Source organism: Streptomyces sp. M41(2017), assembly GCF_002078175.1.
Lineage (GTDB): Bacteria > Actinomycetota > Actinomycetes > Streptomycetales > Streptomycetaceae > Streptomyces.
The window spans coordinates 2,605,206-2,628,679 of record NZ_MWFK01000001.1; the positions used below are offsets into that span (position 1 = coordinate 2,605,206).

Annotated in this window: 21 protein-coding genes; 13 read left to right on the forward strand and 8 right to left on the reverse strand. The window is 71.1% G+C overall.

Annotation, left to right across the window (positions count from 1 at the left end):
• Positions 1–136: 136 nt before the first annotated feature.
• Both B0675_RS11410 and B0675_RS11415 read right to left on the reverse strand, forming a co-directional pair.
• Complete coding sequence (locus B0675_RS11410) at positions 137–2,146, reverse strand: APC family permease (protein WP_179165396.1); 2,010 nt, start codon at positions 2,144–2,146, stop codon at positions 137–139.
• 64 nt (positions 2,147–2,210) lie between these two features.
• Positions 2,211–2,819: a hypothetical protein gene (locus B0675_RS11415; protein ID WP_241539757.1), complete on the reverse strand. Its 609-nt coding sequence runs from the start codon at positions 2,817–2,819 to the stop codon at positions 2,211–2,213.
• 347 nt (positions 2,820–3,166) lie between these two features.
• Between B0675_RS11415 and kdpF the strand changes: the two genes are divergently transcribed.
• The 5 genes from kdpF to B0675_RS11440 all read left to right on the forward strand — a co-directional run bounded on the left by kdpF (position 3,167) and on the right by B0675_RS11440 (position 8,439).
• Positions 3,167–3,256, forward strand: a complete 90-nt coding sequence (gene kdpF, locus B0675_RS11420) for a K(+)-transporting ATPase subunit F (RefSeq protein WP_055544543.1) — start codon at positions 3,167–3,169, stop codon at positions 3,254–3,256.
• Positions 3,257–3,264: 8 nt separating this feature from the next.
• Entirely contained in the window at positions 3,265–4,929 is a 1,665-nt protein-coding gene (kdpA, locus tag B0675_RS11425; protein ID WP_081218701.1) for a potassium-transporting ATPase subunit KdpA, read from the forward strand.
• Positions 4,926–7,061, forward strand: a complete 2,136-nt coding sequence (gene kdpB, locus B0675_RS11430; protein ID WP_179165282.1) for a potassium-transporting ATPase subunit KdpB — start codon at positions 4,926–4,928, stop codon at positions 7,059–7,061. The genes kdpA and kdpB overlap by 4 nt, the downstream gene beginning before the upstream one ends.
• 23 nt (positions 7,062–7,084) lie before the next feature.
• The gene (locus B0675_RS11435; RefSeq protein WP_081218703.1) at positions 7,085–7,753 is read left to right on the forward strand and encodes a potassium-transporting ATPase subunit C; all 669 of its coding nucleotides are present in this window, start codon (positions 7,085–7,087) and stop codon (positions 7,751–7,753) included.
• Positions 7,754–7,932: 179 nt separating this feature from the next.
• Positions 7,933–8,439, forward strand: coding sequence for a GNAT family N-acetyltransferase (locus tag B0675_RS11440; RefSeq protein ID WP_081218704.1), 507 nt, complete (start codon positions 7,933–7,935; stop codon positions 8,437–8,439).
• Positions 8,440–8,481: 42 nt separating this feature from the next.
• On the opposite strand, the gene B0675_RS11445 is transcribed toward B0675_RS11440, so the two are convergent.
• The 5 genes from B0675_RS11445 to B0675_RS11465 all read right to left on the reverse strand — a co-directional run bounded on the left by B0675_RS11445 (position 8,482) and on the right by B0675_RS11465 (position 13,408).
• Positions 8,482–9,147 (reverse strand): class F sortase, encoded by a 666-nt coding sequence (locus B0675_RS11445; RefSeq protein WP_107482610.1) that lies wholly within the window; start codon positions 9,145–9,147, stop codon positions 8,482–8,484.
• 258 nt (positions 9,148–9,405) lie between these two features.
• Positions 9,406–10,119, reverse strand: coding sequence for a hypothetical protein (locus B0675_RS11450; protein WP_081218705.1), 714 nt, complete (start codon positions 10,117–10,119; stop codon positions 9,406–9,408).
• A gap of 409 nt (positions 10,120–10,528) precedes the next feature.
• Positions 10,529–11,899, reverse strand: coding sequence for a diaminopimelate decarboxylase (gene lysA / locus B0675_RS11455; protein ID WP_081218706.1), 1,371 nt, complete (start codon positions 11,897–11,899; stop codon positions 10,529–10,531).
• A 9-nt stretch (positions 11,900–11,908) separates the two neighbouring features.
• Positions 11,909–12,349, reverse strand: coding sequence for an SAV_915 family protein (locus B0675_RS11460; protein WP_081218707.1), 441 nt, complete (start codon positions 12,347–12,349; stop codon positions 11,909–11,911).
• A gap of 489 nt (positions 12,350–12,838) precedes the next feature.
• Positions 12,839–13,408, reverse strand: a complete 570-nt coding sequence (locus B0675_RS11465; protein ID WP_081221731.1) for a universal stress protein — start codon at positions 13,406–13,408, stop codon at positions 12,839–12,841.
• Positions 13,409–13,675: 267 nt separating this feature from the next.
• Between B0675_RS11465 and B0675_RS11470 the strand changes: the two genes are divergently transcribed.
• Complete coding sequence (locus B0675_RS11470) at positions 13,676–14,422, forward strand: SDR family oxidoreductase (RefSeq protein ID WP_081218708.1); 747 nt, start codon at positions 13,676–13,678, stop codon at positions 14,420–14,422.
• A 113-nt stretch (positions 14,423–14,535) separates the two neighbouring features.
• Here the strand turns inward: B0675_RS11470 and B0675_RS11475 are convergent, their stop codons facing one another.
• Positions 14,536–15,168: a hypothetical protein gene (locus B0675_RS11475; RefSeq protein WP_107482611.1), complete on the reverse strand. Its 633-nt coding sequence runs from the start codon at positions 15,166–15,168 to the stop codon at positions 14,536–14,538.
• Positions 15,169–15,552: 384 nt separating this feature from the next.
• On the opposite strand from B0675_RS11475, the gene hemL reads away from it, so the two are divergent.
• The 7 genes from hemL (at position 15,553) to ccsB (ending at position 23,400) form a co-directional block, all read left to right on the forward strand.
• On the forward strand, positions 15,553–16,869 hold the full coding sequence (gene hemL / locus B0675_RS11485) for a glutamate-1-semialdehyde 2,1-aminomutase (protein WP_081218710.1): 1,317 nt from the start codon (positions 15,553–15,555) through the stop codon (positions 16,867–16,869).
• Positions 16,866–17,585, forward strand: coding sequence for a histidine phosphatase family protein (locus B0675_RS11490; RefSeq protein WP_081218711.1), 720 nt, complete (start codon positions 16,866–16,868; stop codon positions 17,583–17,585). Before hemL ends, B0675_RS11490 begins: the two co-directional genes overlap by 4 nt.
• A 132-nt stretch (positions 17,586–17,717) precedes the next feature.
• Complete coding sequence (locus tag B0675_RS11495) at positions 17,718–18,974, forward strand: hypothetical protein (RefSeq protein WP_107482612.1); 1,257 nt, start codon at positions 17,718–17,720, stop codon at positions 18,972–18,974.
• Positions 18,975–19,040: 66 nt separating this feature from the next.
• A complete protein-coding gene (locus B0675_RS11500) occupies positions 19,041–19,664 on the forward strand; it encodes a TlpA disulfide reductase family protein (RefSeq protein ID WP_081218713.1) in 624 nt (207 codons plus the stop codon).
• A gap of 5 nt (positions 19,665–19,669) precedes the next feature.
• Complete coding sequence (locus B0675_RS11505; RefSeq protein ID WP_081221732.1) at positions 19,670–20,449, forward strand: cytochrome c biogenesis protein CcdA; 780 nt, start codon at positions 19,670–19,672, stop codon at positions 20,447–20,449.
• 3 nt (positions 20,450–20,452) lie between these two features.
• Positions 20,453–22,285 (forward strand): cytochrome c biogenesis protein ResB, encoded by a 1,833-nt coding sequence (locus B0675_RS11510; protein WP_081218714.1) that lies wholly within the window; start codon positions 20,453–20,455, stop codon positions 22,283–22,285.
• Positions 22,282–23,400 carry a c-type cytochrome biogenesis protein CcsB gene (ccsB, locus tag B0675_RS11515; protein WP_081218715.1) on the forward strand — a complete coding sequence of 373 codons (1,119 nt, stop codon included), beginning with the start codon at positions 22,282–22,284 and terminating at the stop codon, positions 23,398–23,400. The genes B0675_RS11510 and ccsB overlap by 4 nt, the downstream gene beginning before the upstream one ends.
• The last annotated feature ends 74 nt before the right edge of the window (positions 23,401–23,474 follow it).

Genomic DNA, 23,474 nt, shown 5'->3' on the forward strand with positions numbered 1-23,474 from the left:
GTTTCCGGCCATCGAGGAGACGGCGTCATCAGCGTATGCAGAGAGTGATCCCTGGGCCCACGCCTGCCGGGGGCCTCCGCGTCAAGCTTGCGTTAAGACCCGCCGGTCGCGCATCACGGGGACGCCGCGGGGGCGGTCACGGGCGTCCCTGCCGAGTGGGCTGCGGTGGGACCGGCTCGCCCCGGCGGACCGCACCGGGCGCACGGCCCGTCGGCCGGTTCGCGTGGGCGGAGGAGGTGAGCTGCCAGGGCACGCTCGTCACCATCACGCCCGGGGTGAACAGCAGCCGGCTCTTGAGCCACAGGGCGGACTGGTTGTGCAGGGCGTTCTCCCACCAGTGGCCGACGACGTACTCGGGGATGAAGACGGCGACGACGTCGCGCGGGCTGTCGCGGCGCACCGAGCGCACGTATCCGACGACCGGTCGGGTGATCTCGCGGTAGGGGGAGTCGACGACCTTCAGCGGTACGTCGATGGCGAGCTCGTCCCAGCGCCGGCGCAGCTCGTCCGTGTCCTCCGCGTCGACCGAGACCGTCAGGGCCTCCAGCCGGTCGGGGTGGATGGCGCGGGCGTAGGCGAGGGCCCGCAGGGTCGGTTTGTGGACCTTGGAGACGAGGACGATCGCGAGGACCCGGCCGGGCGGTACGAGTTCGGCGTGCGGGTCGGTCACCGCCAGCTCGGCCGCCGTGGCGTCGTAGTGGCGTCGGATCGCGCGCATCAGCACCCACAGCACGGTGGCGGCGAGGACGGCCAGCCACGCTCCCTGGGTGAACTTGGTGACCAGGACGATGAGCAGGACGATCCCGGTGAACACCGCGCCCACCGCGTTGATGACGCGGGCCGTGTGCTGACGGCGTCGGGCGGCCTGGTCGGGTTCTCCGCGCAGCGCGCGGTTCCAGTGCCGGACCATGCCGAGCTGGGACAGGGTGAAGGAGGTGAACACGCCGAGGATGTACAGGTGGATGAGGCTGGTGACGTTCGCCCGGTAGCCCCACAGCAGCAGGCCGGCGACGATCGCGAGGGCGAGGATGCCGTTGGAGAAGGCCAGTCGGTCGCCCCGGTTGTGCAGCTGGTGGGGCAGGTAGCGGTGCTGGGCGAGGATCGAGGACAGCAGCGGGAAGCCGTTGAAGGCGGTGTTCGCGGCGAGGATCAGGACGAGGGCCGTCACGGCCTGGATGAAGTAGAAGCCGAAGCTGCTCTCGCCGCCGAACACCGCCGCCGCGATCTGTGCGATGACCGTGCGCTGCGTGTAGCCGGCGCAGTCGCTCAGGCCGGTGAGGCGGCAGGAGTCGTCCGTGATGTGCACCTTGGCGACCAGCGCCAGGGTGGTGACCCCGACGAACATGAGGATCGCGAGGCCGCCCATCGCCGCCAGCGTCGAGGCGGCGTTGCGCGACTTGGGCTTGCGGAACGCCGGCACTCCGTTGGAGATCGCCTCCACGCCGGTCAGCGCCGTACAGCCGGAGGAGAACGCGCGCAGCACCAGCATCACCAGGGCGAGGCCCGTCAGATGGGCGTCGGAGGGGGCGGGCCGGATTCCGTAGGCGGCGCTCTCGGCGACCGGCGCGTCCCCGAGGGCGTACCGGATCAGCCCGGTGATCACCATGATCAGGACGCCGCCGATGAACAGGTACGTCGGTGCGGCGAAGGCCCGGCCGGACTCGCGCATCCCGCGCAGGTTGATGGCGGCGAGGACGGCGACGAAGACGAGGGCCATCAGGACGCGCTGATGGGCGAGGGCGGGGATCGCCGAGATGATGTTGTCCACGCCGGAGGCGACGGACACGGCGACCGTCATCACGTAGTCGACCAGCAGGGACGCGGCGACGACCAGACCGGCCGAGGGGCCGAGGTTCGTGGACGCCACCTCGAAGGAGCCGCCCCCGCTCGGGTAGGCGTGCACCACCTGCCGGTACGACAGCACCACCACCGTCAGGAGCACGACCACGGCGCCCGCGATCCAGGGCGTGAAGTGCAGGTACGTCAGGCCGCCGAGGGTGAGGACGAGCAGGATCTCCTGCGTCGCGTAGGCCACGGACGACAGGGGGTCGGAGGCGAAGATGGGCAGGGCGAGCCGTTTGGGCAGCAGGGTCCCGTGCAGCTCGTCGCTGCGCATCGCCCTGCCGATCACGAGCCGTTTGAGCATCCCCGTCACGTTCAGCACGGGCGGAGGGTAAGCCGGGACAGGGGGGTGCGGGCGCTCCCGACACTCAGTCCAGCCCGGACACCTTGAACACCGCCCGTGCGGCCTCGTCGTCGACGCGCTCGCTCAGGCGGCGCAACGCGGTCGCCCCGCAGACGAGGGAGCCGCGCAGCGCGGAGGTGCGGGCGTCGTCGTCGAGGCGGTGCCACAGCGCCGGGTTGGCGACCAGCAGCCGCGGGTCGATCTCGACGCGAGCGCCGGAGGTGTCGCGCAGGACGAGCCGCTGCCCGACCCCGTCCAGGCAGCGCACCGACACCAGGTGGTCGGTGCGGACCCGCCGGGTGCCGAGGAGTCCGCGGGTGCTCAGCCAGCCCTCGCCGACGGCGACGCGGGCCGGGTACAGGACGAGGAGGAGCAGCGCGGCGAGCCCCGTCCACAGCAGGACGCGCGGGCCGGTGAGGGTGCCGGCGGCGCGGTCGATCAGCAGCAGGAGGGCGAGGAGGAGGGCCGAGCAGCGGACCGCGCTGCGCAGGTCCCGGGCCCAGTGGAGGTCGTGCGCCACCTCGGGGGAGGGAGAGGGCTCGGGGGAGCGCTCCTGGGAGGTGTGCGGGGCCGGTGCGGGGGCCCGGTGCGGGGGCAGTCCGACCGCTTCACGCGGATCGTCGCGGCGTTCCATGTCCTCGACGGTAGGCACCCGCGCGGCCGGATTGGGCATGCCTTGACGGGTCTCTGACGTGCCGCCGCGTCAAGGACGTGACAGCGCCCGGGCGCTCGCCGCCTGCCGGCGGGGCGCGGCCCGGCGCGGGTTCCGGGCCGCCCCGTAAGAGACCCGTCAAGGGGACGCCGTGCCCCGTATGGGAGGCGTCAACGGTGGCCGAAACGAGTCGTCGGGGCGGTTTCCTCTAGTCGTCAGTTCGATCCGAACCTCATCTAGGAGCTCACGATGGCCGACGTGGCCTTCGTCGTCACCACGATCGCGGTGTTCGCGCTGGTGGCCCTCGTCGCCAAGGGGGTGACGAAGCTGTGACCGCCGAGAACATCGTCGGCCTGATCGTGGCCGTCGCCCTGCTGGGCTATCTCGTCCTCGCCCTCGTCTTCCCGGAGAGGTTCTGAGCACTGTCATGAGCCCCGTCCTCGCCGGCGTCCTCCAGCTCCTCGCCCTCATAGTGGCGCTGGCCCTCGCCTACCGCCCCCTCGGCGACTACATGGCCCGGGTCTACTCCTCCGACAAGCACCTGCGCGTCGAGAAGTGGATCTACAAGGGCATCGGCGCCAACCCGGACGCCCAGATGCGCTGGCCCGCCTACCTGCGCGGTGTCCTCGCCTTCTCGGCGGTCAGCGTCCTCTTCCTCTACCTGCTGCAGCGGCTCCAGGGCCATCTGCCCGGCTCGCTCGGCTTCGCCGCGATCGACCCGGACCAGGCGTTCAACACCGCCGCGTCCTTCGTGGCGAACACCAACTGGCAGTCGTACTACGGCGAACAGGCCATGGGCCATGTCGTGCAGACCGGCGGCCTCGCGGTGCAGAACTTCCTGTCCGCCTCGGTCGGCATCGCCGTCGCCGTCGCCCTCGTGCGCGGATTCGCCCGGTCCCGCACCGGTGAACTGGGTAATTTCTGGTCGGACCTGGTGCGCGGCACCGTCCGCATCCTGCTGCCGATCTCGGTGATCGCCGCGATCGTGCTCGTCGCGTGCGGCGCCCTCCAGAACTTCTCCGGCATCCACGCGGTCGGCCAGTTCTTCGGCGGCTCGCAGCAGTGGAACGGTGGTGCGGTCGCCTCGCAGGAGGCCATCAAGGAGCTGGGCACCAACGGCGGCGGCTACTTCAACGCCAACAGCGCCCACCCCTTCGAGAACCCCACCCCGTTCACCAACCTCTTCGAGATCTTCCTGATCCTCCTCATCCCGTTCGCCCTGACCCGCACCTTCGGCCGCATGGTCGGCTCACTGCGCCAGGGCTACGCGATCCTCGCCACGATGGTGACCATCTGGATCGGCTTCACCGCGCTGATGATGTGGACCGAATTCGCGCACCACGGACCGGCGTTCGACATCGCTGGCGGGGCCATGGAGGGCAAGGAGACCCGCTTCGGCGTCGGCGGCTCGTCGATCTTCGCGGTGGCCACGACCCTGACGTCGACCGGCGCGGTGGACTCCTTCCACTCCTCCTTCACCGGCCTCGGCGGCGGTATCACCATGCTGGGCATGCAGCTCGGCGAGATCGCCCCCGGTGGTACCGGGTCCGGTCTCTACGGCATGCTCGTCATGGCGATCATCGCGGTGTTCATCGCCGGCCTGATGGTCGGCCGCACCCCCGAGTACCTGGGCAAGAAGATCGGCACCCGCGAGATCAAGTTCGCGGCGATCTACATCCTCGTCACCCCGGCACTCGTGCTGGTCTTCACCGCCGCCGCGATGGCGCTGCCCACCCCGGGCAACTCGATGACCAACAGCGGGGCGCACGGATTCTCCGAGATCCTGTACGCCTACACGTCCGGCGCCAACAACAACGGCTCGGCGTTCGCCGGTCTGAACGCCGACACGCAGTGGTTCAACAGCACCATCGGACTCGCGATGCTGCTCGGCCGCTTCCTGCCCATGGTGTTCGTCCTCGCCCTCGCCGGATCGCTCGCCGAACAGAAACCGGTCCCGGCGACCGCGGGCACCCTGCGCACCGAAAAGCCCCTGTTCACCGGGCTGTTGGTGGGCGCGATCCTGATCATCACCGGTCTGACCTACTTCCCGGCCCTCGCCCTGGGCCCGCTGGCCGAGGGGCTGGCGTCATGACCACTCGTACCGAGAACCAAGAGGACGCGATGTCCACAGCCACTCCGGCCCGGGCGCCGCACAGCGACCTGCCGACCGGCCACCACCAGGACGAGGGAAAGGTCGGCGCCGGCCTGTTCGACCCGAAGCAACTGCTGCGGTCGCTGCCCGACGCCTTCCGCAAGCTGGACCCGCGGATCATGGTCAAGTCGCCCGTGATGTTCGTGGTCCTCATCGGCTCCGTGCTGACCACGGTGTTCTCCTTCAAGGACCCGGGCGACTGGTTCGGCTGGGCGATCAGCGCCTGGCTGTGGCTCACCGTCGTCTTCGCCAACCTCGCGGAGGCGGTGGCCGAGGGGCGCGGCAAGGCGCAGGCCGACACCCTGCGCAAGGCCAAGACCGACACCGTCGCCCGCCGGCTCTCAACCGACGGCCGCACCGAGGAGCGGGTGCCCGGCACCGAGCTGCGCATCGGTGACCTCGTGGTCTGTGAGGCGGGCGACATCATCCCCGGCGACGGTGACGTCGTCGAGGGCGTCGCGTCGGTCGACGAGTCCGCCATCACCGGCGAGTCCGCCCCGGTCATCCGGGAGTCGGGCGGCGACCGCTCGGCCGTCACCGGCGGCACGAAGGTCCTCTCCGACCGCGTCGTCATCAAGATCACGACGAAGCCCGGCGAGACCTTCATCGACCGGATGATCGCCCTCGTCGAGGGCGCCGCACGGCAGAAGACGCCCAACGAGATCGCGCTGAACATCCTCCTCGCGTCCCTCACCATCGTGTTCCTGCTCGCGGTGGCGACCCTGCCGCCCTTCGCCGACTACGCGGGCACCCACCTCACGATGATCGTCCTGGTGGCCCTCCTGGTCTGCCTGATCCCCACCACCATCGGCGCGCTGCTCTCCGCGATCGGCATCGCGGGCATGGACCGGCTGGTGCAGCGCAACGTCCTCGCCATGTCCGGCCGGGCGGTCGAGGCCGCCGGTGACGTGTCGACTCTGCTCCTCGACAAGACCGGCACCATCACCCTCGGCAACCGCCAGGCCGCCGAGTTCGTCCCGGTGACCGGCACCACCGAGGCCGAGGTCGCCGACGCCGCCCAGCTCTCCTCGCTGGCCGACGAGACGCCCGAGGGCCGCTCCGTCGTGGTCCTCGCCAAGGAGAAGTACGGGCTGCGCGAACGCCACCAGGGCGAGCTGTCCGGCGCCGAGTGGATCGCCTTCACCGCCCAGACCCGGATGTCGGGCGTGGACGTCGACGGGCGCAGCATCCGCAAGGGCGCGGCGGGTTCGGTCGTGGCCTGGGTCGAGGAGAGGGGCGGCACGGTGTCCGAGGACGCCGCCGCGCTCACCGACCGGATCGCCGGGGCGGGCGGCACTCCGCTGCTCGTGGCGGTCGAGGACGCGCGCGGCGCCCGTGTCCTGGGCGTCATCCACCTGAAGGACGTCGTCAAGGACGGCATGCGCGAGCGGTTCGACGAACTGCGCCGCATGGGCATCAGGACCGTCATGATCACGGGTGACAACCCGTTGACGGCGAAGGCCATCGCCGACGAGGCGGGCGTCGACGACTTCCTCGCGGAGGCGACGCCCGAGGACAAGATGGCGCTCATCAAGCGGGAGCAGGCGGGCGGCAAGCTCGTCGCGATGACCGGCGACGGCACCAACGACGCGCCCGCCCTCGCACAGGCGGACGTCGGCGTCGCGATGAACACGGGCACGTCGGCCGCGAAGGAGGCCGGCAACATGGTCGACCTCGACTCGAACCCGACCAAGCTCATCGAGATCGTCGAGATCGGCAAGCAACTGCTGATCACCCGGGGCGCGTTGACGACCTTCTCGATCGCCAACGACGTCGCCAAGTACTTCGCGATCATCCCGGCGCTGTTCGCCGCGGTCTACCCGGGCCTGGACAAGCTCAACATCATGCACCTGTCCTCGCCCGACACCGCGATCCTGTCCGCGGTGATCTTCAACGCGCTGATCATCATCGCGCTGGTCCCGCTCGCCCTGCGGGGAGTGCGGTACCGGCCGGTCAGCGCCGACAAGCTGCTGCGGCGCAACCTCGGGATCTACGGCCTCGGCGGGCTGGTCGCGCCCTTCGTCGGCATCAAGCTCATCGACCTGCTCATCTCCCTCGTCCCCGGGCTGTAACTCTCTGAAAGCGTGCTGATCCCATGAACAACTCGGTTACGAACACGGCCCGGTTGCTGGGGGCCGGACTGCGAGCGCTCCTGGTGCTCACCGTGGTGACGGGGGTGATCTACCCGCTCGCCGTCACCGGGGTGGCCCAGGGCCTGTTCCCCGGCAAGGCGAACGGCTCGGAGATCACGGCGAACGGCAAGGTCGTCGGCTCGTCCCTGATCGGCCAGGCCTACAACCTCCCGCTGAAGAAGGGCCAGGAGACCCCGGAGCCCGACCTGAAGTGGTTCCAGGGCCGCCCGCAGAACGGCCTCGGCACCAACAGCGTCAACACTCGGTACAAGCTGATCCTGTCCGGGGCGACCAACCGCTCCGGTGACAACGCCGACCTGATCAAGTGGGTCAAGGACGCCAAGGCAGCCGTCGTCAAGGACAACTCGACCGCGGACTACAAGGTCAAGCCCTCCGACGTACCCGCCGAGGCCGTCACGTCCTCCGGCTCCGGCCTCGACCCGGACATCTCCCCCGCCTACGCGGACCTCCAGGTCCACCGCGTCGCCGACAAGAACGGGCTTCCGGTCGCCCAGGTGGAGAAGCTGGTCGGTGAGCACACCGACGGCCGCACCCTCGGCTTCGTCGGTGAGCCCCGCGTCAACGTGCTCGAACTGAACATCGCGCTGAAGGACCTCATGGCGAAGGGCTGAGCGCCGCGGGCCGGCAGGCCTCACGCACCGGCGGGAGCCGGCGATCCGGGACACCTCCCGCGACCGCCGGCTCCCGCCGCCCGGAGGGTTCGCAGGTCCGGAGGGTTCGCGGGTCCGGAGTCCGGAGGTCCGGAAAAAAGGGGAGGCGTCGTGCCGGACCGCGTTGAAGACTCACCCCCATGACCGAACTCACCACGCCACCCCGTCTCGTGGCGCCCACGCCCGCCGTGCGGGACTCCTACCTCGCCGGTGAACGCGCCGACTGCGCGGCGGAGAACAGGAGCACCGACTCGCTCGACCTGGCTGCGGAGGACTTCGCGGCCTACGTGGAGGAGCGGCGCGGCACACGCACCCGCTGGGGCGTCCCCTCCACCGTCTTCTGGTACGTCTCCGGTACGCACTACCTCGGCAGCCTCGTCGTCCGGCACGAACTGACCCCGGAACTGGCGGAGGTCGGCGGTCATGTCGGCTACCACGTCGTCACTCCCTGGCGGCGCCGGGGCCACGCCACCCGGATGCTCGCCGCGGGCCTCACCGAATGCCGCCGCCTCGGCCTGGACCGCGTCCTGCTGACCTGCGATTCGGACAACGAGGCCTCCCGCCGGGTGATCCGCGCCAACGGTGGCGTCCCCGACGGCCGGATCCGCGGCGAGGACCGCTTCTGGATCGGTGTCGGGGACGCGTGAACGGGAGTCCCGGACGAGAGCCGGCGTCCGGTCGCCCGTCCGTCACACGAGGTGGGCGAAGACCACCAGGTTCTCGGTGTAGTCCTTGGCGGTGCGGTCGTAGTTCCCGGCGCAGGTGATCAGGCGGACCTGGGCGTCGGGGGTGTCGGCGTACACCCGCTCGTCGGGGAAGTCGTCCTTCTCGAAGGTGTCCGAGCTGTCCACGACGAACGTCGCCGTGCGGCCGTCGGACCGCTTGACGCTGAACTTGTCGCCCTTCTTCAGGTCGCTCAGACCGGCGAACACGGCGGCGGAGGTCTTCGTGTCGACATGCCCGGCGATGATCGCCGCACCGCGCTCACCGGGCGAGACACCCTTGGCGTACCAGCCGACCAGGTTCACGTCGTCCGCCGGCGGCGGTTCGAGCCGGCCCGAGTCGTCGATGGTGAGCTCGGTGAACGGCGCGTCCACCTCGATCTTCGGGATGAGCAGCCGCGTCGGCTCGGCACGGGGCAGGTACGTGCCGGACGGGTGGGCCGCCGAGGACGCGGAGGACGACGCGGCGGGGGCCGCCGCCGCGCGGGACGCACCGTTGGTGCCGCTCGCGTCGTCGTGACCGCGGAACATGCTCGTGGCCATGACGATCGCGATGCCCGCGCACCACACGATCCAGGTCAGGCGCCGCCGGGGATTGCGGGTCTCGGCGGGAAAGGACGACCGGGCTGCCATCGGGTACCACCTCATCGGGTCGGGCAGCGGAACGAACAAGGGGCAGTCAGGCACCCCCGGGCGTACGGCGAGCGCGGTGACTGCGGGAGAAGCGGTGGAGCGGACTCGGCGGGAGGAGCGGCGGGGGCGCGCCGCACCGGGCGCGCCCCGTGCGGCCCGGAGCCAGGCGTAGGCAGCAAGGGGGGCTGACGGGAAGCCGGCCGGGCCGCCACGGAGTACGTGGGGTGGCGGCCCGGGCCACTATGTCGTCAGGCATGGTCAGGCCACACCGCCCTCGGCGTTCCTACGGCGCACCACGTAGACGCCCGCGGCCGCGAGACCGAGGACCGCGACACCGCCGGCCGTGACACCCGGCGTGGCGAGCCCGCCGCCACCGGTGTGCATGCCGCCGTGCGGCTTCTCCTCCTCGCCCTTCTCCCACGAGCCCTTGTCGCCCTTGTCCTGCTCGGAGTCCCAGGACTTCTCCTGGTCGGAGCCCGAGGACTCCTTGTCCTTGTAGGTCTCCGGGTCGTACTTCTTGTCGCCCTTGGACGAGTCGTCGGTCTTGACGGCCGTCAGCGCGCCGCCACCGGTGTGCATGCCGCCCTGGGGCTTCTCCTCCTCGTCCTTGCCCTTCTCCCACGAGCCCTTGTCGTGCTCCGAGTCCGAGGACTCCTTGTCGCCCTTGGACCAGTCGCCCGACTCCTTGTCCTTGTCGCCCTTGGACCAGTCGTCGCCGGTGACGGTCGTCAGCGCGCCGCCGCCGGTGTGCATGCCGCCATTCGGCTTCTCGTGCCACGAGCCCTTGTCGTGGTCGGCGTCCTTGTCGTGCTCCTTGCTGTAGGAAGAGGAGGAGTCGTCGTGCTCCTTGGTCGAGGAGGACGAGGAGTCGTGGTCCCAGTCGCCGGCCGTGACGGCGTAGGCGCCGGGGGCGGCGATCGCGAGAGCGGCGGTGGCCGTCGCGGCAGCGAGGAGCATGCGGGCAGATCGCATTGTCGGAGTCCTTCCGTCAGGACCGGGCAGCTGACCTCTTGTCAGCACACGTGAACCCGGCCCGACGTGATCCACCGTCATTCCGATCCACCCGGCCCACCACTCGGGACGCACGCTCGGCCCACTCCCACGGCCGTCCCCGTCGGCCGTCCCGTTCACCCACCCGGGTACGGCCGCCCTTCTCTGACCTGCTCGTTCGACGCGGGCCCCCGGCGTGTCGCGGAGCCCGCGGGGCGCTCTGTGCTTGACCCGATCGGCGGCGACACGTCTGCTCACCGTCCCGGGCGTGGCGCGGACCCGCCCCGTGGCCGATCGCGACGTCGGGATCGGCCACGGGGCGTCAGCTCCCCTCGTCCGGGGCGGACACGGGCGTCGGATCGGGGCGCCCGGGGCGGGTGGGTACGGGCCGTCAGATCCCGACGTCCCGGCGGTTCATGTCCTCCGGTGACTCCCGGCGGACGAGGAGGCGCGCCACGCCGTCGGACACCGCGACCACGGGCGGACGGCCGACCAGGTTGTAGCCCGACGCCATGGAGAGGTGATACGCCCCGGCCGCCGGGACGGCGAGCAGATCACCGGGGCGCACGTCCCCGGGAAGGGCCACCTCGTCGGCCAGGACGTCGCCCGCCTCGCAGTGCCGGCCCACGACGGTGACCAGGCGGGGCGGGGCGCCGGAGGCCCGGCCCACGAGCCGGGGCGCGTACCGGACGCCGTACAGCGCGGGCCGTGGGTTGTCGCTCATGCCGCCGTCGACGGCGACGAACGTGCGGCCGCTGGTGCGCTTCACCGAGAGGACCCGGTAGACGGCGACCCCGGCCGGCCCGACGATGGCCCGACCCGGCTCCAACGTGAGCCGGGGGACGGGCAGTCGGGCGTGGGCGCAGCCCTCCTCCAGTTCGGCGCGGACCCGGCCGGCCAGGGCCGGGACGTTCATGCTGTCCTCGCCGGGGCGGTAGGCGATGGCGTGGCCGCCGCCGATGTCCAGCTGGGGGAGGACAATGCCGTGTTCGTCCCGCACCCGGGCCATGAGCCCGACCAGCCGGCGTACGGCACCGACGTACGGCTTCACCGAACCGATCTGCGAGCCGATGTGGCAGTGCAGGCCGACGAGTTCGAGATGGGGCTGGCCGAGGATCCGGGCGATGGCGTGCCGCGCCGATCCGTCCGTGATCGACAGGCCGAACTTCTGGTCCTCCGTGCCGGTGCGCACCTTGGTGTGCCCGCCGGCGGCGATGCCGGGCACCACCCGCACCATGACCTTCTGCCGGTCACCGTACGGGGTGAGCGCGGCGAGGCGCGCGATCTCCGAGGTGCTGTCCACGACGATGCGTCCGACCCCGAGGCGGAGCGCGGTGCGCAGGTCCTCGGGGCTCTTGGCGTTGCCGTGCAGCACGATCCGTTCCGGCGGGAAGCCCGTGGTGACGGCGAGGGCGAGTTCCCCGGCGGAACAGACGTCGAGGCCGAGGCCCTCCTCCCGTACCCAGTGCGCCATCGCCCGGCACAGGAAGGCCTTCGCCGCGTACACGACGTCGGCGTCGGGGAACGCCGTGCGGTACGTGCGGCAGCGGGACCGGACCTCCTGTTCGTCCAGGACGTAGACCGGGGTGCCGAAGCGGTCGGCGATCTCGGCGAGGGGGACACCGGCGAGGGAGAGGTCGCCGCCGGGGGCGGGACCGGTGGAGCGGGGCCAGACGGTGAGACCGTCGGCGTCCCGCGCGTCGGCCGGGACCTCCGGGGGGAGGGGGGACGCGACGATCGCGGGCAGTTCCTGGATGGACATGACGCCTCCTCAGCCGATCAGCAGGTTCGGACGGACGACGTCTGCCGCGGCGCCGGTCGTACGCGGGTCGGCCACGTGCCGGGGGTGCCACCGACGCCAGGAGTTGTCGCGCTCGCGGACGGTCGCGGCGGCGCGGTCGGCCGCTGGGGCGGAGAGCTGGGGGTCGACGGTGAGGGCGGTGACGCCCAGCGGCGCGGCGAGGGCGCGCAGCGCGGGTTCGGAGAGCCTGATCCAGGCCTGTCCGGCGCCGAGCGCGGCGGTGAGGCGCGCGGCCGAGGTGAACCCGACGGCCGTACGGCCGCCGACGGGGGTGCGGAAGAGGCGGGCCGTGCAGCCCGTGGGCCCCGGCCGGACGGGGACGAAGAGAGGTCCGGAGGATCCCTGCCCGTGACGTCCGGCCGGGAAGGGTTCGGAGGGCTCGGGGTCCTCGGAGGGGTCGAGTGGAGACATGTCCTGCTCCTCGAAGAGGGGGGCGCCGCCCGGCCCGTTCGCCGGACGCCCCGGTGACGCTATGCCCGTCCGGCGGGGGACCGGGCGACTCCCTGACGCATGCTTGACGGCTGACGCCGGGGTCGTTACGGGATGCTGACGGGCGGCTGCGCGCACCGGGCGTTCCGGCTCCGGCTCCTGTCCGGTGAGTGGGTCGGGGCCGTGCCGGTACCTCTGCCCGTCGCCGTTGGATCAGACGTGGGTGAACAGGTGGGACCTGCTCGATCCGGGCGTGAGCGACGGGCATGTGATGTACCGGCACGGCCCCTTCCGCCGGATGCCGGGTGCGGGAAATTCAGCCCCTCCGGCGATTGAGGAGCGGGGTCTGGGGCGGAGCCCCAGGGATGGGTCGGGTAGGGGCGGAGGGGGCGAAAAGGCCGTCCGGCCCCCGGGGTCAGATGGTCCGGCGTCCGGGTGGGGGCGGTCGGTGGTCCGCGGGGCGAGGGGCGTTCAGCGGCTGTCGGCCGTCAGTTCCCGTGCGTCGAGGGGCAGGTGGAGGCCGATCCTCCGCTGGACCGCCGCGAGATCGCTCACCAGGGGAGAGGGCGGCACGGCGAGGACGGGGCAGTCGGCGTGGGCGACGCAGTACCGGGCGACGGAGGGGAGCAGCGCGCGGCGCAGGGGGCCGCGGCCCCCGGTCCCGACCACCAGGAGATCGTCCTCACCGGCGGCGCTCTCCACGAGCGCGGGCCCGGTCGAGCCCTGGACGACCACGGCCTCGAACGGCACCTCGGGCCCGTCGGGTCCGAAGGCCGAGCCGAGCGCGTCGAGGAGCCGCCGGCCGGCGTCCTGACGGAGGTCCTCCAGCGGCAGGGGGCAGACGGCACGCCGGTACGCGTAGGTGCCGCCGGGCGGCTCCCAGGCGAGCACGGCCAGCAGATCGGCGCCGCTGCGGCGGGCCTCGTACGCGGCCCGGTGCAGCGCGGCCAGGCTCCCCGGCGATCCGCTCACCCCGACGACGACGCGTCGCCGCCCGGCATAGGGGCGACCGTCGTCGCCCGCACCGCTCGCCCCGCCCACACCCGCACCCGTGACGCGCACCGTGCTCCTCCCCGTCCCTCTCCGGCGACCGTCCGCCGTACGAACGCCCAGGTATCCGTTGCCCAGGATTCGGCCGGTCTCCCATGGAAGGCGCCGGCGGGACGGGTGTCCGGCGTGTTGACGCCTCCCTGACCCGGCGGACGGCCGCCCTGACGCGCCTCTGACGCCGGCCCGACCGTCGTCCCTCCCACGGCTGGCACACTGGCCGGCTGAACGGCGGGAAGCGGCGGGAAGCGGGGACGGGCGATGGCGAGCGTGCGGGACGGGAACAGGATCACCGTGGTGACGGGCGGCAGCCGGGGGATCGGCGCCGCCGTGTGCCGGCGGCTGGCCGAGGACGGGCACGACGTCGTCATCGGCTACCGGTCCGACGCCGCGGCGGCCGAGACGGTCGCCGAGGAGGTCCGTGCCGCGGGCCGCCGGTGTCTGACCGTGGCGGTCGACACGGCCGACGCCGGCGCGGTCGACCGTCTCTTCGACGCGGCGGCGGCCGAACTCGGTCAGGTCACCGGGCTGGTGAACAACGCCGGGATCAGCGGCCCCAACGGCCGCCTCGCCGACGCCGACCCGGCCGGCATGCGGCAGGCGCTGGAGGTCAACGTCCTCGGCTATCTGCTGTGCGCGCGCCGCGCGGTACGGGAGATGACCGCGGCGGGCGGGGGAGCGATCGTCAACATCTCCTCCGCCGCGGCGACGCTGGGCAGCCCGGGCCAGTACGTCCACTACGCCGCCGCGAAGGCAGCCGTGGACGCGCTGACCATCGGTCTGTCCAAGGAGGTCGCGGCCGACGGCATCCGGGTGAACTGCGTCGCCCCCGGCACGGTCTGGACCGACTTCCACGAGGACCCCGAACGTCCGGCCCGCGTCGCCGCGGCCGTCCCCCTGGGCCGGGCGGGCCGCCCGGACGAGATCTCCGGCGCGGTGTCCTGGCTCCTGTCCCCGGACGCCTCGTACGCGACGGGCGCGGTGCTGAGGGTGGCGGGCGGGCTGTAGAAGAGTCCGTCGTGGCTCACTCGGCCACGGCCCCGGGCATGCGAAAGGCGGGGTTCGGAAACCCCGCCCGTACATCGGTAGGTCTCAGGTCGGATCGGATCGGGTCGATCGGGTCAGGGCCACACCAGGCAGTAGGGCTGGTGGCCCGCCTCGTGGAGGCGGTGGGAGAAGTCCTGCCACTCGTGCAGGAGCTGGTACACGTTGAACGCGTCGCGGGGGCCGCCGCGGTCCGGGACCGTGGACCAGATGAAGGCGGCCGCGCCGACCGCCTCCTCGCCGATGCCGCGAAGCGGGTCGACGACCGTCATGGGGAGCTTGACCACGGCGTAGTCGGGGTGGAGGACGACCAGTTCCAGCGGGGGGACCTTGTGCAGGGGGACACCCTCTATGCCGGTGAGGACCATCGCGGCCATCGTCTCCGGCTTGATCTTGGTGAACATGCCGTTCATCCCGAGCTCGTCGCCGCCGAGCTCCTCGGGGCGCATCGAGATCGGGACCCGGGCCGCCGTCGCGCCGTCCGGAGCGCCGAAGTATTTGTACGTCACCCCCACCCGGCCACCATTCCCGCTTCCCGCCCGCAGCCGCTCCACCGAGCCGTCACCGCGCTCGGGATCGCCCTGCGGTCCCTGTGCCTGTCCTGCCCGTGTGCCGGCCGCTTCCTCCGCCTCGCGTCGGTGCCTTCCCCGCCGGGCACGCCGAGGACCGAGGTCATCGGTCCCCTCGCCCAGTCCGCCACCGCGATGCATATCTCCACCCGACTGCTTTTCTAAGGCGCGCGACCCCCGCCACGCAACCCGATCATCGTGACAGTGACCTCCCCCACGGCCGCACGCCGAAACGTACGCTGAAACACCTGTCCGCGGGATCTTCGCGGCCCCTGAACACCATGGTTCATGTGAGCTGTCCGTCCGTAGCCCCAGTTTCGCAGATGGCCGGGCGAAGGAGGCCGGTTGTCGTACCGGGCTCCTCTCCGTCCCTCCGCGATGGCCGGGATCATTCCTCTCTGGAGCCGTACGTCGGGCCGCTCCCGTCCGTTCACGGTTCCCGGTTCTTCCCCTCCCGGGTCCCCGGAGTCCCTGGCCTACCCTGAGGTAGTCACTAGCCCCCCGGAGTCGGAGACGTCGCAGGTCATGACCGAACTGCCTTATCCCTACGAAGCCCCAGCCTCGCAGTCGCTGTTCGACCGTGCGGCCGCCGTCACCCCTGGTGGCGTGAACTCGCCGGTGCGCGCCTTCCGAGCCGTGGGCGGTACGCCCCGGTTCATGGTGTCCGGCACCGGTCCGTACCTCACCGACGCCGACGGCCGTGAGTACGTCGACCTCGTCTGCTCCTGGGGTCCCATGATCCTCGGGCACTCGCACCCCGAGGTCATCGCCGCCGTCCAGGAGGCCGTCTCCCGCGGTACGTCCTTCGGCACGCCCGGTGAGGGGGAGGTCGCCCTCGCCGAGGAGATCGTCGCCCGCATCGAGCCCGTCGACCAGGTCCGGCTCGTCTCCAGCGGCACCGAGGCGACGATGTCGGCCATCCGGCTCGCCCGCGGGTTCACCCGGCGGGCGAAGGTGATCAAGTTCGCGGGCTGCTACCACGGCCACGTCGACTCGCTGCTCGCCGCGGCGGGCAGCGGCCTCGCCACCTTCGCCCTGCCGGACACCCCCGGTGTCACCGGCGCGCAGGCCGGCGACACCATCGTCCTGCCCTACAACGACCTCGAAGCCGTGCACGCCGCGTTCCACGCGCACCCCGGTGAGATCGCCTGCGTGATCACCGAGGCCTCGCCCGGCAACATGGGCGTCGTGCCGCCCGCGCCCGGGTTCAACCAGGGCCTGAAGGACGCCTGCGCGAAGAACGGCGCCCTGTTCGTCTCCGACGAGGTGATGACCGGCTTCCGTACGAGCAGGGCCGGCTGGTTCGGGATCGACGGTGTGCGCCCCGACCTGATGACCTTCGGCAAGGTGATGGGCGGCGGCTTCCCGGCCGCGGCGTTCGGTGGCCGTGAGGACGTCATGGCGCACCTCGCGCCGGCCGGGCCGGTGTACCAGGCGGGCACGCTCTCCGGTAACCCCGTCGCCACCGCCGCGGGTCTCGCGCAGCTGCGGCTGCTCGACGACGCGGCGTACGACAAGGTCGACGCGGTGTCCGAGCGGATCCGGACGCTGGTGACCGAGGCGCTCGCCAAGGAGGGTGTGACCCACCGTCTGCAGAGCGCCTCGAACATGTTCTCCGTGTTCTTCACGGGACGTGAGGTGCGCGACTACGAGGGTGCGAAGGCGCAGGAGTCCTTCCGCTACACCGCGTTCTTCCACTCGATGCTGGCGCAGGGTGTGTACCTGCCGCCGTCCTCGTTCGAGTCGTGGTTCGTGTCGACGGCCCATGACGACCAGGCGGTTCAGCGGATCGCCGACGCCCTTCCGGCGGCGGCACGGGCAGCGGCGGAGGCCACGGCATGAGCGAGTCCATCGGCACGAACGGCGCCGCCGGCGGTACGGGCGCGGACGACATCACCGTCGTCCACCTGATGCGGCACGGCGAGGTCGCCAACCCGGACGGCGTGCTCTACGGGCGGCTGGCCGGCTACCACCTGTCCGAGCTGGGCCGGCAGATGGCCGACCGGGTGGCCGAGCACCTGGCGCCGCGCGACATCACCCACGTGGTGGCCTCGCCGCTGGAGCGGGCGCAGGAGACGGCCACGCCGATCGCGAAGTCGCACGGTCTCGACCTGGCGACCGACGGGCGGCTCATCGAGGCGGAGAACGTCTTCCAGGGCAAGACCTTCGGGGTCGGGGACGGCGCGCTGCGCAGGCCGGAGAACTGGAAGCACCTCGTCAACCCGTTCAAGCCGTCCTGGGGCGAGCCCTACGTCGACCAGGTCGTGCGGATGATGGGCGCGCTGGACGCGGCCAAGGACGCCGCGCGCGGCCACGAGGCGGTGCTGGTGAGTCATCAGCTGCCGATCTGGATCGTGCGCAGCTATGTGGAGAAGCGGCGGCTGTGGCACGACCCGCGCAAGCGGCAGTGCACGCTCGCCTCCCTGACGACCTTCACCTACCGCGGCGACAAGATCGTGTCCGTGGGCTACAGCGAGCCCGCGCGCGACCTGGTGCCGGCCCATCTGCTCGCGGGCGCCAAGCCGGTGAAGGGCAAGGACAAGGCATTCGGGGCCTGACGGCCAAATGAGCGCATATTCGTAAAATCATATAAATCTGCGCGAGTTATACGGAACCCGCGACTTCATCGTGCCCTCTCATGGGGTGCCAGCTGAGAGCCAGCTGAGAGGGTGCGATGAAACGAGGACCGTATGCGGGACGTCAGCCGGAGGGGAATGATCGGTCTCGGGGCAGGTGCCGCGGCCGCGATGGGACTTGCCGCGTGCGGCACCGCGCAGAAGGACGCCGTGGGTCACGCCGGTGGTTCCCCCACGGCGGGCAGCGGCAGGCCGGGCACCCCGAAGCGGACCGTGCGTCCCATCGGTGACGGTTCCACCGCCTACACGGGCAAGCAGCCGCACCAGCCGGGGCAGCCCGTGCCGCTGGAACCCGGCGAGACCCCGCCGCAGTTCGTGGTCTTCTCCTGGGACGGCGCCGGCGAGGTCGGCACCGGTCTCTTCGAGCGCTTCCTGCAGCTCGCCAAGGAGAACGAGGCGCACATGACGTTCTTCCTCTCCGGGCTGTATCTGCTGCCCGAGTCGAAGAAGCGCCTGTACGACCCGCCCAACAACCCGCGGGGCGCCTCCGACATCGGCTATCTCAACGACGACCACGTCCGGTCCACGCTGAAGCTGGTGCGCCAGGCCTGGCTCGACGGGCACGAGATCGGCACCCACTTCAACGGCCACTTCTGCTCGGGCTCCGGCTCGGTCGGCAACTGGACGCCCCAGCAGTGGCGCAGCGAGATCGCGCAGGCGAAGTCGTTCGTCACCGAGTGGCGCACCAACACGGGCTGGACCGATCTGCCCGCGCTGCCCTTCGACTACGAGAAGGAGCTGATCGGCGCCCGCACCCCGTGTCTGCTCGGCCAGGACAACCTGCTGCCCGCCGCCCGTGAGCTGGGCTGGCGCTACGACGCCTCCTCGCCCGGCGGTGTGCAGCGCTGGCCGCAGAAGAAGGAGGGGCTGTGGGACCTGCCGCTCCAGGCGATCCCCTTCCCCGGGCACCGCTTCGAGGTCCTCTCCATGGACTACAACATCCTCGCCAACCAGTCGATCGCCACCACCCGGGCGCCCTCGTACAACTACCCGGCCTGGCGCACCCAGGCGACCAACTCGTACATCGCCGGGTTCAAGCGGGCATACGAGACGAACCGGGCACCCTTCTTCGTCGGCAACCACTTCGAGGACTGGAACGGCGGCATCTACATGGACGCCGTCGAGAAGGCCTTCACGTACATCGCCCGCGAGAAGAGCAAGGGCGCGGACGTGCGGCTCGTCTCCTTCCGGCAGTTCGTGGACTGGCTGGACGTGCAGCGGCCCGAGGTGCTGGCGAAGCTCCAGTCGATGGACGTCGCCGAACAGCCCGCGGGCGGCTGGAAGTCGTACCTTCGGGGGCAGGCCGCCTGATATGCGGGTTTCCGCCCGCAAGGGGGGTGCGGAAGATCCCCGAAACGGGCATGCGAAACTTTTCACATGAGTGCCGCCTGCCGCGCAGACCAGCGCCCGATCCGCACCCGTCGCCGCGCCGCCCTGCTGACCGCCGGGGCCGCCGTCGCCGCGCTCGTCCTGACCGCGTGCGGGTCGGGCGGCACCAAGGGTGGTGCCGGCGGCAGCGGTTTCGTGGCAGGCAAGGACGGCATCTCGACGGTGGCGAAGAGCGACCGCGTGGCCATCCCCGACCTCTCCGGCAAGACCGTCGACGGCAAGCTGCTCGACGTCGCGGACTACAAGGGCAAGGTCGTCGTCCTGAACGTGTGGGGCTCCTGGTGCCCGCCGTGCCGGGCCGAGGCACCCAACTTCGTGAAGGTCGCCAAGGAGACCGCCGGCCAGGGCGTGCAGTTCGTGGGCATCAACACCCGTGACGCGAACGTGTCGCTGGCGCGGTCCTTCGAGAAGGACAAGGGCGTCACCTACCCCAGCCTGTTCGACCCGACGGGCAAGCTGATGCTCCGCTTCAAGAAGGGCACGCTCAACCCGCAGACGATCCCGTCGACGCTCGTCATCGACCGGGACGGGAAGATCGCGGCCCGCACGCTTCAGGCGCTCAGCGAGGACAAGCTGCGCGAGATGCTCGACCCCGTCCTCGCGGAGAAGTGACCGTCGTGTCCCTCCTCCACTCGTCCACGTACCTCGCCTCGGGTGACCTGAGCAACACGGTCTCCAGCGGGGCCCTGCTGCTCGCCCTGCCCATCGCGGTCCTCGGCGGGCTCGTCTCCTTCTTCTCGCCGTGCGTCCTGCCGCTCGTCCCCGGCTATCTCTCGTACGTCACCGGGGTCAGCGGCACCGACCTGGCGGACAGCAGACGCGGAAGGATGGCCGGCGGCGCGAGTCTGTTCGTGCTCGGCTTCACCGCCGTGTTCGTCTCCGGCGGGGCCCTGTTCGGCTACTTCGGGTCGACGCTGTTCGCGTACCAGGACACGCTGTCCAAGGTCCTCGGCGTCCTCATGATCCTCATGGGTGTCTTCTTCATGGGGATGATGCCCTGGCTGACGCAGCGGGAGTTCCGCTTCCACAAGCGGCCGGTGACGGGCCTGGTCGGGGCCCCGATACTGGGCGCGCTGTTCGGCATCGGCTGGACGCCCTGCATCGGCCCGACCCTCGCCTCCGTGCTGGCCCTCTCCTCGAACGAGGCGAGCGCCGGACGAGGGGCCATACTGACCGTCGCGTACTGCCTCGGTCTCGGCGTGCCCTTCGTGCTCGCCGCCGTCGCCTTCCGCAAGGCGCTCGGCGCGTTCGGCTGGGTCAAGCGCCACTACGTCTGGGTCATGCGGATCGGCGGCACGATGATGATCGTGACCGGCGTGCTCCTGCTCACAGGAGCCTGGGACAGCCTGGTGCAGCAGATGCAGACGTGGTCCAGCGGCTTCACGGTAGGGATCTGATCCATGAGCACGACCGACACCGGCAACACCCGCGACTCCGCCGCGATGCCGGAGGACGACGGCGCGCCGGACCCGGTGAGCCCCAAGCGGCACATCGGGGTGAGCGCCGACGGCGAACTCGGCGAGGCCGGTTCCCAGCTGTCCACCGCTCCCGTCGAGACGGCGATGCCGGGCTCCTTCGGCGGCAGACGCAAGCCCGGCGCGGCCGGCTGGATCGCCTGGACCGGCCGTGAGGTGACCGGCTGGGTCCGCTGGTTCTGGCGGCAGCTCACGTCGATGCGGGTCGCGCTGATCCTGCTCTTCCTGCTGTCGCTCGGCGCGATCCCCGGCTCGCTGATCCCGCAGTCCGGCACCGACGCGGCCAAGGTCCAGGACTTCAAGGACGCGCACAGCCTGCTCGGCCCGGTCTACGAGCGGCTCGGCCTGTTCCACGTGTACAGCTCGGTGTGGTTCTCCGCGATCTACATCCTGCTGTTCGTCTCGCTCATCGGCTGCATCGTGCCCCGCACCTGGCAGTTCGTCGGGCAGCTGCGCGGGCGCCCGCCGGGCGCCCCCAAGCGGCTGAACCGGCTGCCCGCCTACGCGACCTGGCGCACCGACGCCGAGCCCGAGCAGGTCCGCGAGGCCGCGCTCCGGGTGCTCAAGCAGAAGCGGTTCCGCGCGCACGTCGAGAAGGACGCCGTCGCCGCGGAGAAGGGCTACCTGCGCGAGACCGGCAACCTGCTCTTCCACATCGCGCTGATCGTGATGCTCGTCGCCTTCGCCTGGGGCCAGCTCTTCAAGTCCGAGGGCAACAAGCTGATCGTCGAGGGCGACGGCTTCTCGAACACGCTCCTGTCCTACGACGACTTCAAGTCCGGCAACCTCTTCAGCACCGACGACCTGACCCCGTTCAGCTTCGACCTGAAGAAGTTCACCGGCACCTACGAGCGGACCGGCCCCAACAAGGGCACCCCCCGCACGTACCAGGCGGCCGTCGACTACAGCGTCGGTGCCTACGGCAAGGAGAAGAAGACCGTCGTCAAGGTCAACGAGCCGCTCGTGATCGGCGACTCGAAGGTCTATCTCACGGCCCACGGCTACGCGCCCACGGTGACGGTCCGGGACGGCAAGGGCAAGGTCGTCTTCCACGACGCCGTGCCCCTGCTGCCGCTCGACTCGAACGTCACCTCGCAGGGCGCCATCAAGGTGATGGACGGCTACAAGAACGCACGGGGCGCGGGCGAGCAGCTCGGCTTCTCGGCCTTCTTCGTGCCGACCTTCGCCGGCGCGGGCAAGGGCGACATGTTCTCCCAGTTCCCGGCGCTCGACTATCCGGTGCTCGCGCTGAGCGGCTACCACGGCAGCCTCGGCGTCGACGCGGGCCTGCCGCAGAACGTGTACCAGCTCGACACGGCCAACATGAAGCAGTTCAAGGACGCCAAGGGCGACATCCTCAAGAAGCGGCTGCGGCCCGGCGAGACGATGACCCTGCCGAACGGCGCCGGCTCGATCACCTTCGACAAGGACATCAAGGAGTGGGCGAACTTCCAGGTCACCCAGCAGCCCGGCAGTGACTGGGCGCTGGCCGGGGCGTTCGCCGCGATCTTCGGACTCGCCGGCTCGCTGTTCATCCAGCGCCGCCGTGTCTGGGTCCGGGCCACCACCGGCGCCGACGGCGTCACCGTCGTCGAGATGGCCGGGCTCGGCCGCAGCGAGTCCGCGAAGCTTCCCGAGGAGCTCGGCGACCTGGCCGCGCTCGTCCACGCAACCGCGCCCACCAAGCCCGACGATGACGCGGCACCCGCCGACGCCGAAACCCCCGTATCCGCCGCCGAAGGGGCTGAGAAGCAGTGACGCTCGCCACCGCCCACGACCTGGGCGCCGTGACCGATCTGGCCACCGCGACCAACGAACACCTCGCCAACGTCAGCAACACGCTGATCTACTCCGCGATGGCCGTCTACACGCTGGCGTTCTTCGCGTACATCGCCGAGTGGCTCTTCGGCAGCCGCAGCAAGGTCGCGCGCACCGCGAACGCCCTCACCGCGGGAGGCGTGAAGGCGGCCGCCGCACCCGAGGTCGCCGTGCAGACGGCGGGCGGCACCGCCGTCCTGGCGCGGCCCAAGGTCGTCACCCGGTCCGCGACCGGCGCGCGGGACGTGCCCGACGGGCCCGGCGCGCACGGCGGCGACGAACAGGGCGACCTGTACGGCCGGATCGCCGTGTCCCTCACCGTCCTCGCGTGGGCCGTCGAGGCGGCCGGCGTGGTCGCCCGCGCCCTGTCGGTGCGGCGGGCGCCGTGGGGCAACATGTACGAGTTCAACATCACCTTCTCCACCGTGGCCGTCGCGGTGTTCCTCGTGCTGCTCGCCCTGCGGAAGAACGTGCGCTGGCTCGGCCTTCCGCTGGTCACCACGGTCCTGCTCGACCTCGGGCTCGCCGTCACCGTCCTGTACACCGCGAGCGACCAGCTGGTTCCGGCGCTGCACTCGTACTGGCTGTACATCCACGTGTCGACCGCGATCCTGTGCGGCGCCGTCTTCTACGTGGGCGCCGTCGGCACGCTGCTCTACCTGTTCAAGGACAGCTACGAGAACAAGCTCGCGAACGGCGGACAGCCCGGCCGGTTCGCCACCTCCGTCATGGAGCGGCTGCCCGCCTCGTCCTCGCTCGACAAGTTCTCCTACCGGGTGAACGCGGCCGTCTTCCCGCTGTGGACGTTCACGATCATCGCGGGCGCGATCTGGGCGGGCGACGCCTGGGGCCGCTACTGGGGCTGGGACCCCAAGGAGACCTGGGCGTTCATCACGTGGGTTGCGTACGCCTGCTACCTGCACGCGCGGGCCACGGCCGGGTGGAAGGGCCGCAAGGCCGCCTACATCGCCCTGATCGCCTTCGGCTGCTGGCTGTTCAACTACTACGGCGTGAACATCTTCGTCACCGGCAAGCACTCCTACGCGGGCGTCTGACCCGCCCGGACGTGAAGAGGCCGGCCCCGGTGACCTGTGTCACCGGGGCCGGCCTTCGTCGTGGGGAGGGCAGA

What these genes read in the sequence shown, in the direction of transcription:
- B0675_RS11410 (WP_179165396.1), bottom strand. Translation starts at nt 2,146, where the DNA reads ATGCTCAAACGGCTCGTGATCGGCAGGGCGATGCGCAGCGACGAGCTG.
- hemL (WP_081218710.1), top strand. Translation starts at nt 15,553, where the DNA reads ATGACCGAACTGCCTTATCCCTACGAAGCCCCAGCCTCGCAGTCGCTG.
- B0675_RS11445 (WP_107482610.1), bottom strand. Translation starts at nt 9,147, where the DNA reads ATGGCAGCCCGGTCGTCCTTTCCCGCCGAGACCCGCAATCCCCGGCGG.
- B0675_RS11495 (WP_107482612.1), top strand. Translation starts at nt 17,718, where the DNA reads ATGCGGGACGTCAGCCGGAGGGGAATGATCGGTCTCGGGGCAGGTGCC.
- B0675_RS11500 (WP_081218713.1), top strand. Translation starts at nt 19,041, where the DNA reads ATGAGTGCCGCCTGCCGCGCAGACCAGCGCCCGATCCGCACCCGTCGC.
- B0675_RS11435 (WP_081218703.1), top strand. Translation starts at nt 7,085, where the DNA reads ATGAACAACTCGGTTACGAACACGGCCCGGTTGCTGGGGGCCGGACTG.
- B0675_RS11450 (WP_081218705.1), bottom strand. Translation starts at nt 10,119, where the DNA reads ATGCGATCTGCCCGCATGCTCCTCGCTGCCGCGACGGCCACCGCCGCT.
- lysA (WP_081218706.1), bottom strand. Translation starts at nt 11,899, where the DNA reads ATGTCCATCCAGGAACTGCCCGCGATCGTCGCGTCCCCCCTCCCCCCG.
- B0675_RS11490 (WP_081218711.1), top strand. Translation starts at nt 16,866, where the DNA reads ATGAGCGAGTCCATCGGCACGAACGGCGCCGCCGGCGGTACGGGCGCG.
- kdpA (WP_081218701.1), top strand. Translation starts at nt 3,265, where the DNA reads ATGAGCCCCGTCCTCGCCGGCGTCCTCCAGCTCCTCGCCCTCATAGTG.
- B0675_RS11415 (WP_241539757.1), bottom strand. Translation starts at nt 2,819, where the DNA reads ATGGAACGCCGCGACGATCCGCGTGAAGCGGTCGGACTGCCCCCGCAC.
- B0675_RS11510 (WP_081218714.1), top strand. Translation starts at nt 20,453, where the DNA reads ATGAGCACGACCGACACCGGCAACACCCGCGACTCCGCCGCGATGCCG.
- B0675_RS11475 (WP_107482611.1), bottom strand. Translation starts at nt 15,168, where the DNA reads ATGCATCGCGGTGGCGGACTGGGCGAGGGGACCGATGACCTCGGTCCT.
- B0675_RS11460 (WP_081218707.1), bottom strand. Translation starts at nt 12,349, where the DNA reads ATGTCTCCACTCGACCCCTCCGAGGACCCCGAGCCCTCCGAACCCTTC.
- kdpB (WP_179165282.1), top strand. Translation starts at nt 4,926, where the DNA reads ATGACCACTCGTACCGAGAACCAAGAGGACGCGATGTCCACAGCCACT.
- B0675_RS11440 (WP_081218704.1), top strand. Translation starts at nt 7,933, where the DNA reads ATGACCGAACTCACCACGCCACCCCGTCTCGTGGCGCCCACGCCCGCC.
- B0675_RS11470 (WP_081218708.1), top strand. Translation starts at nt 13,676, where the DNA reads ATGGCGAGCGTGCGGGACGGGAACAGGATCACCGTGGTGACGGGCGGC.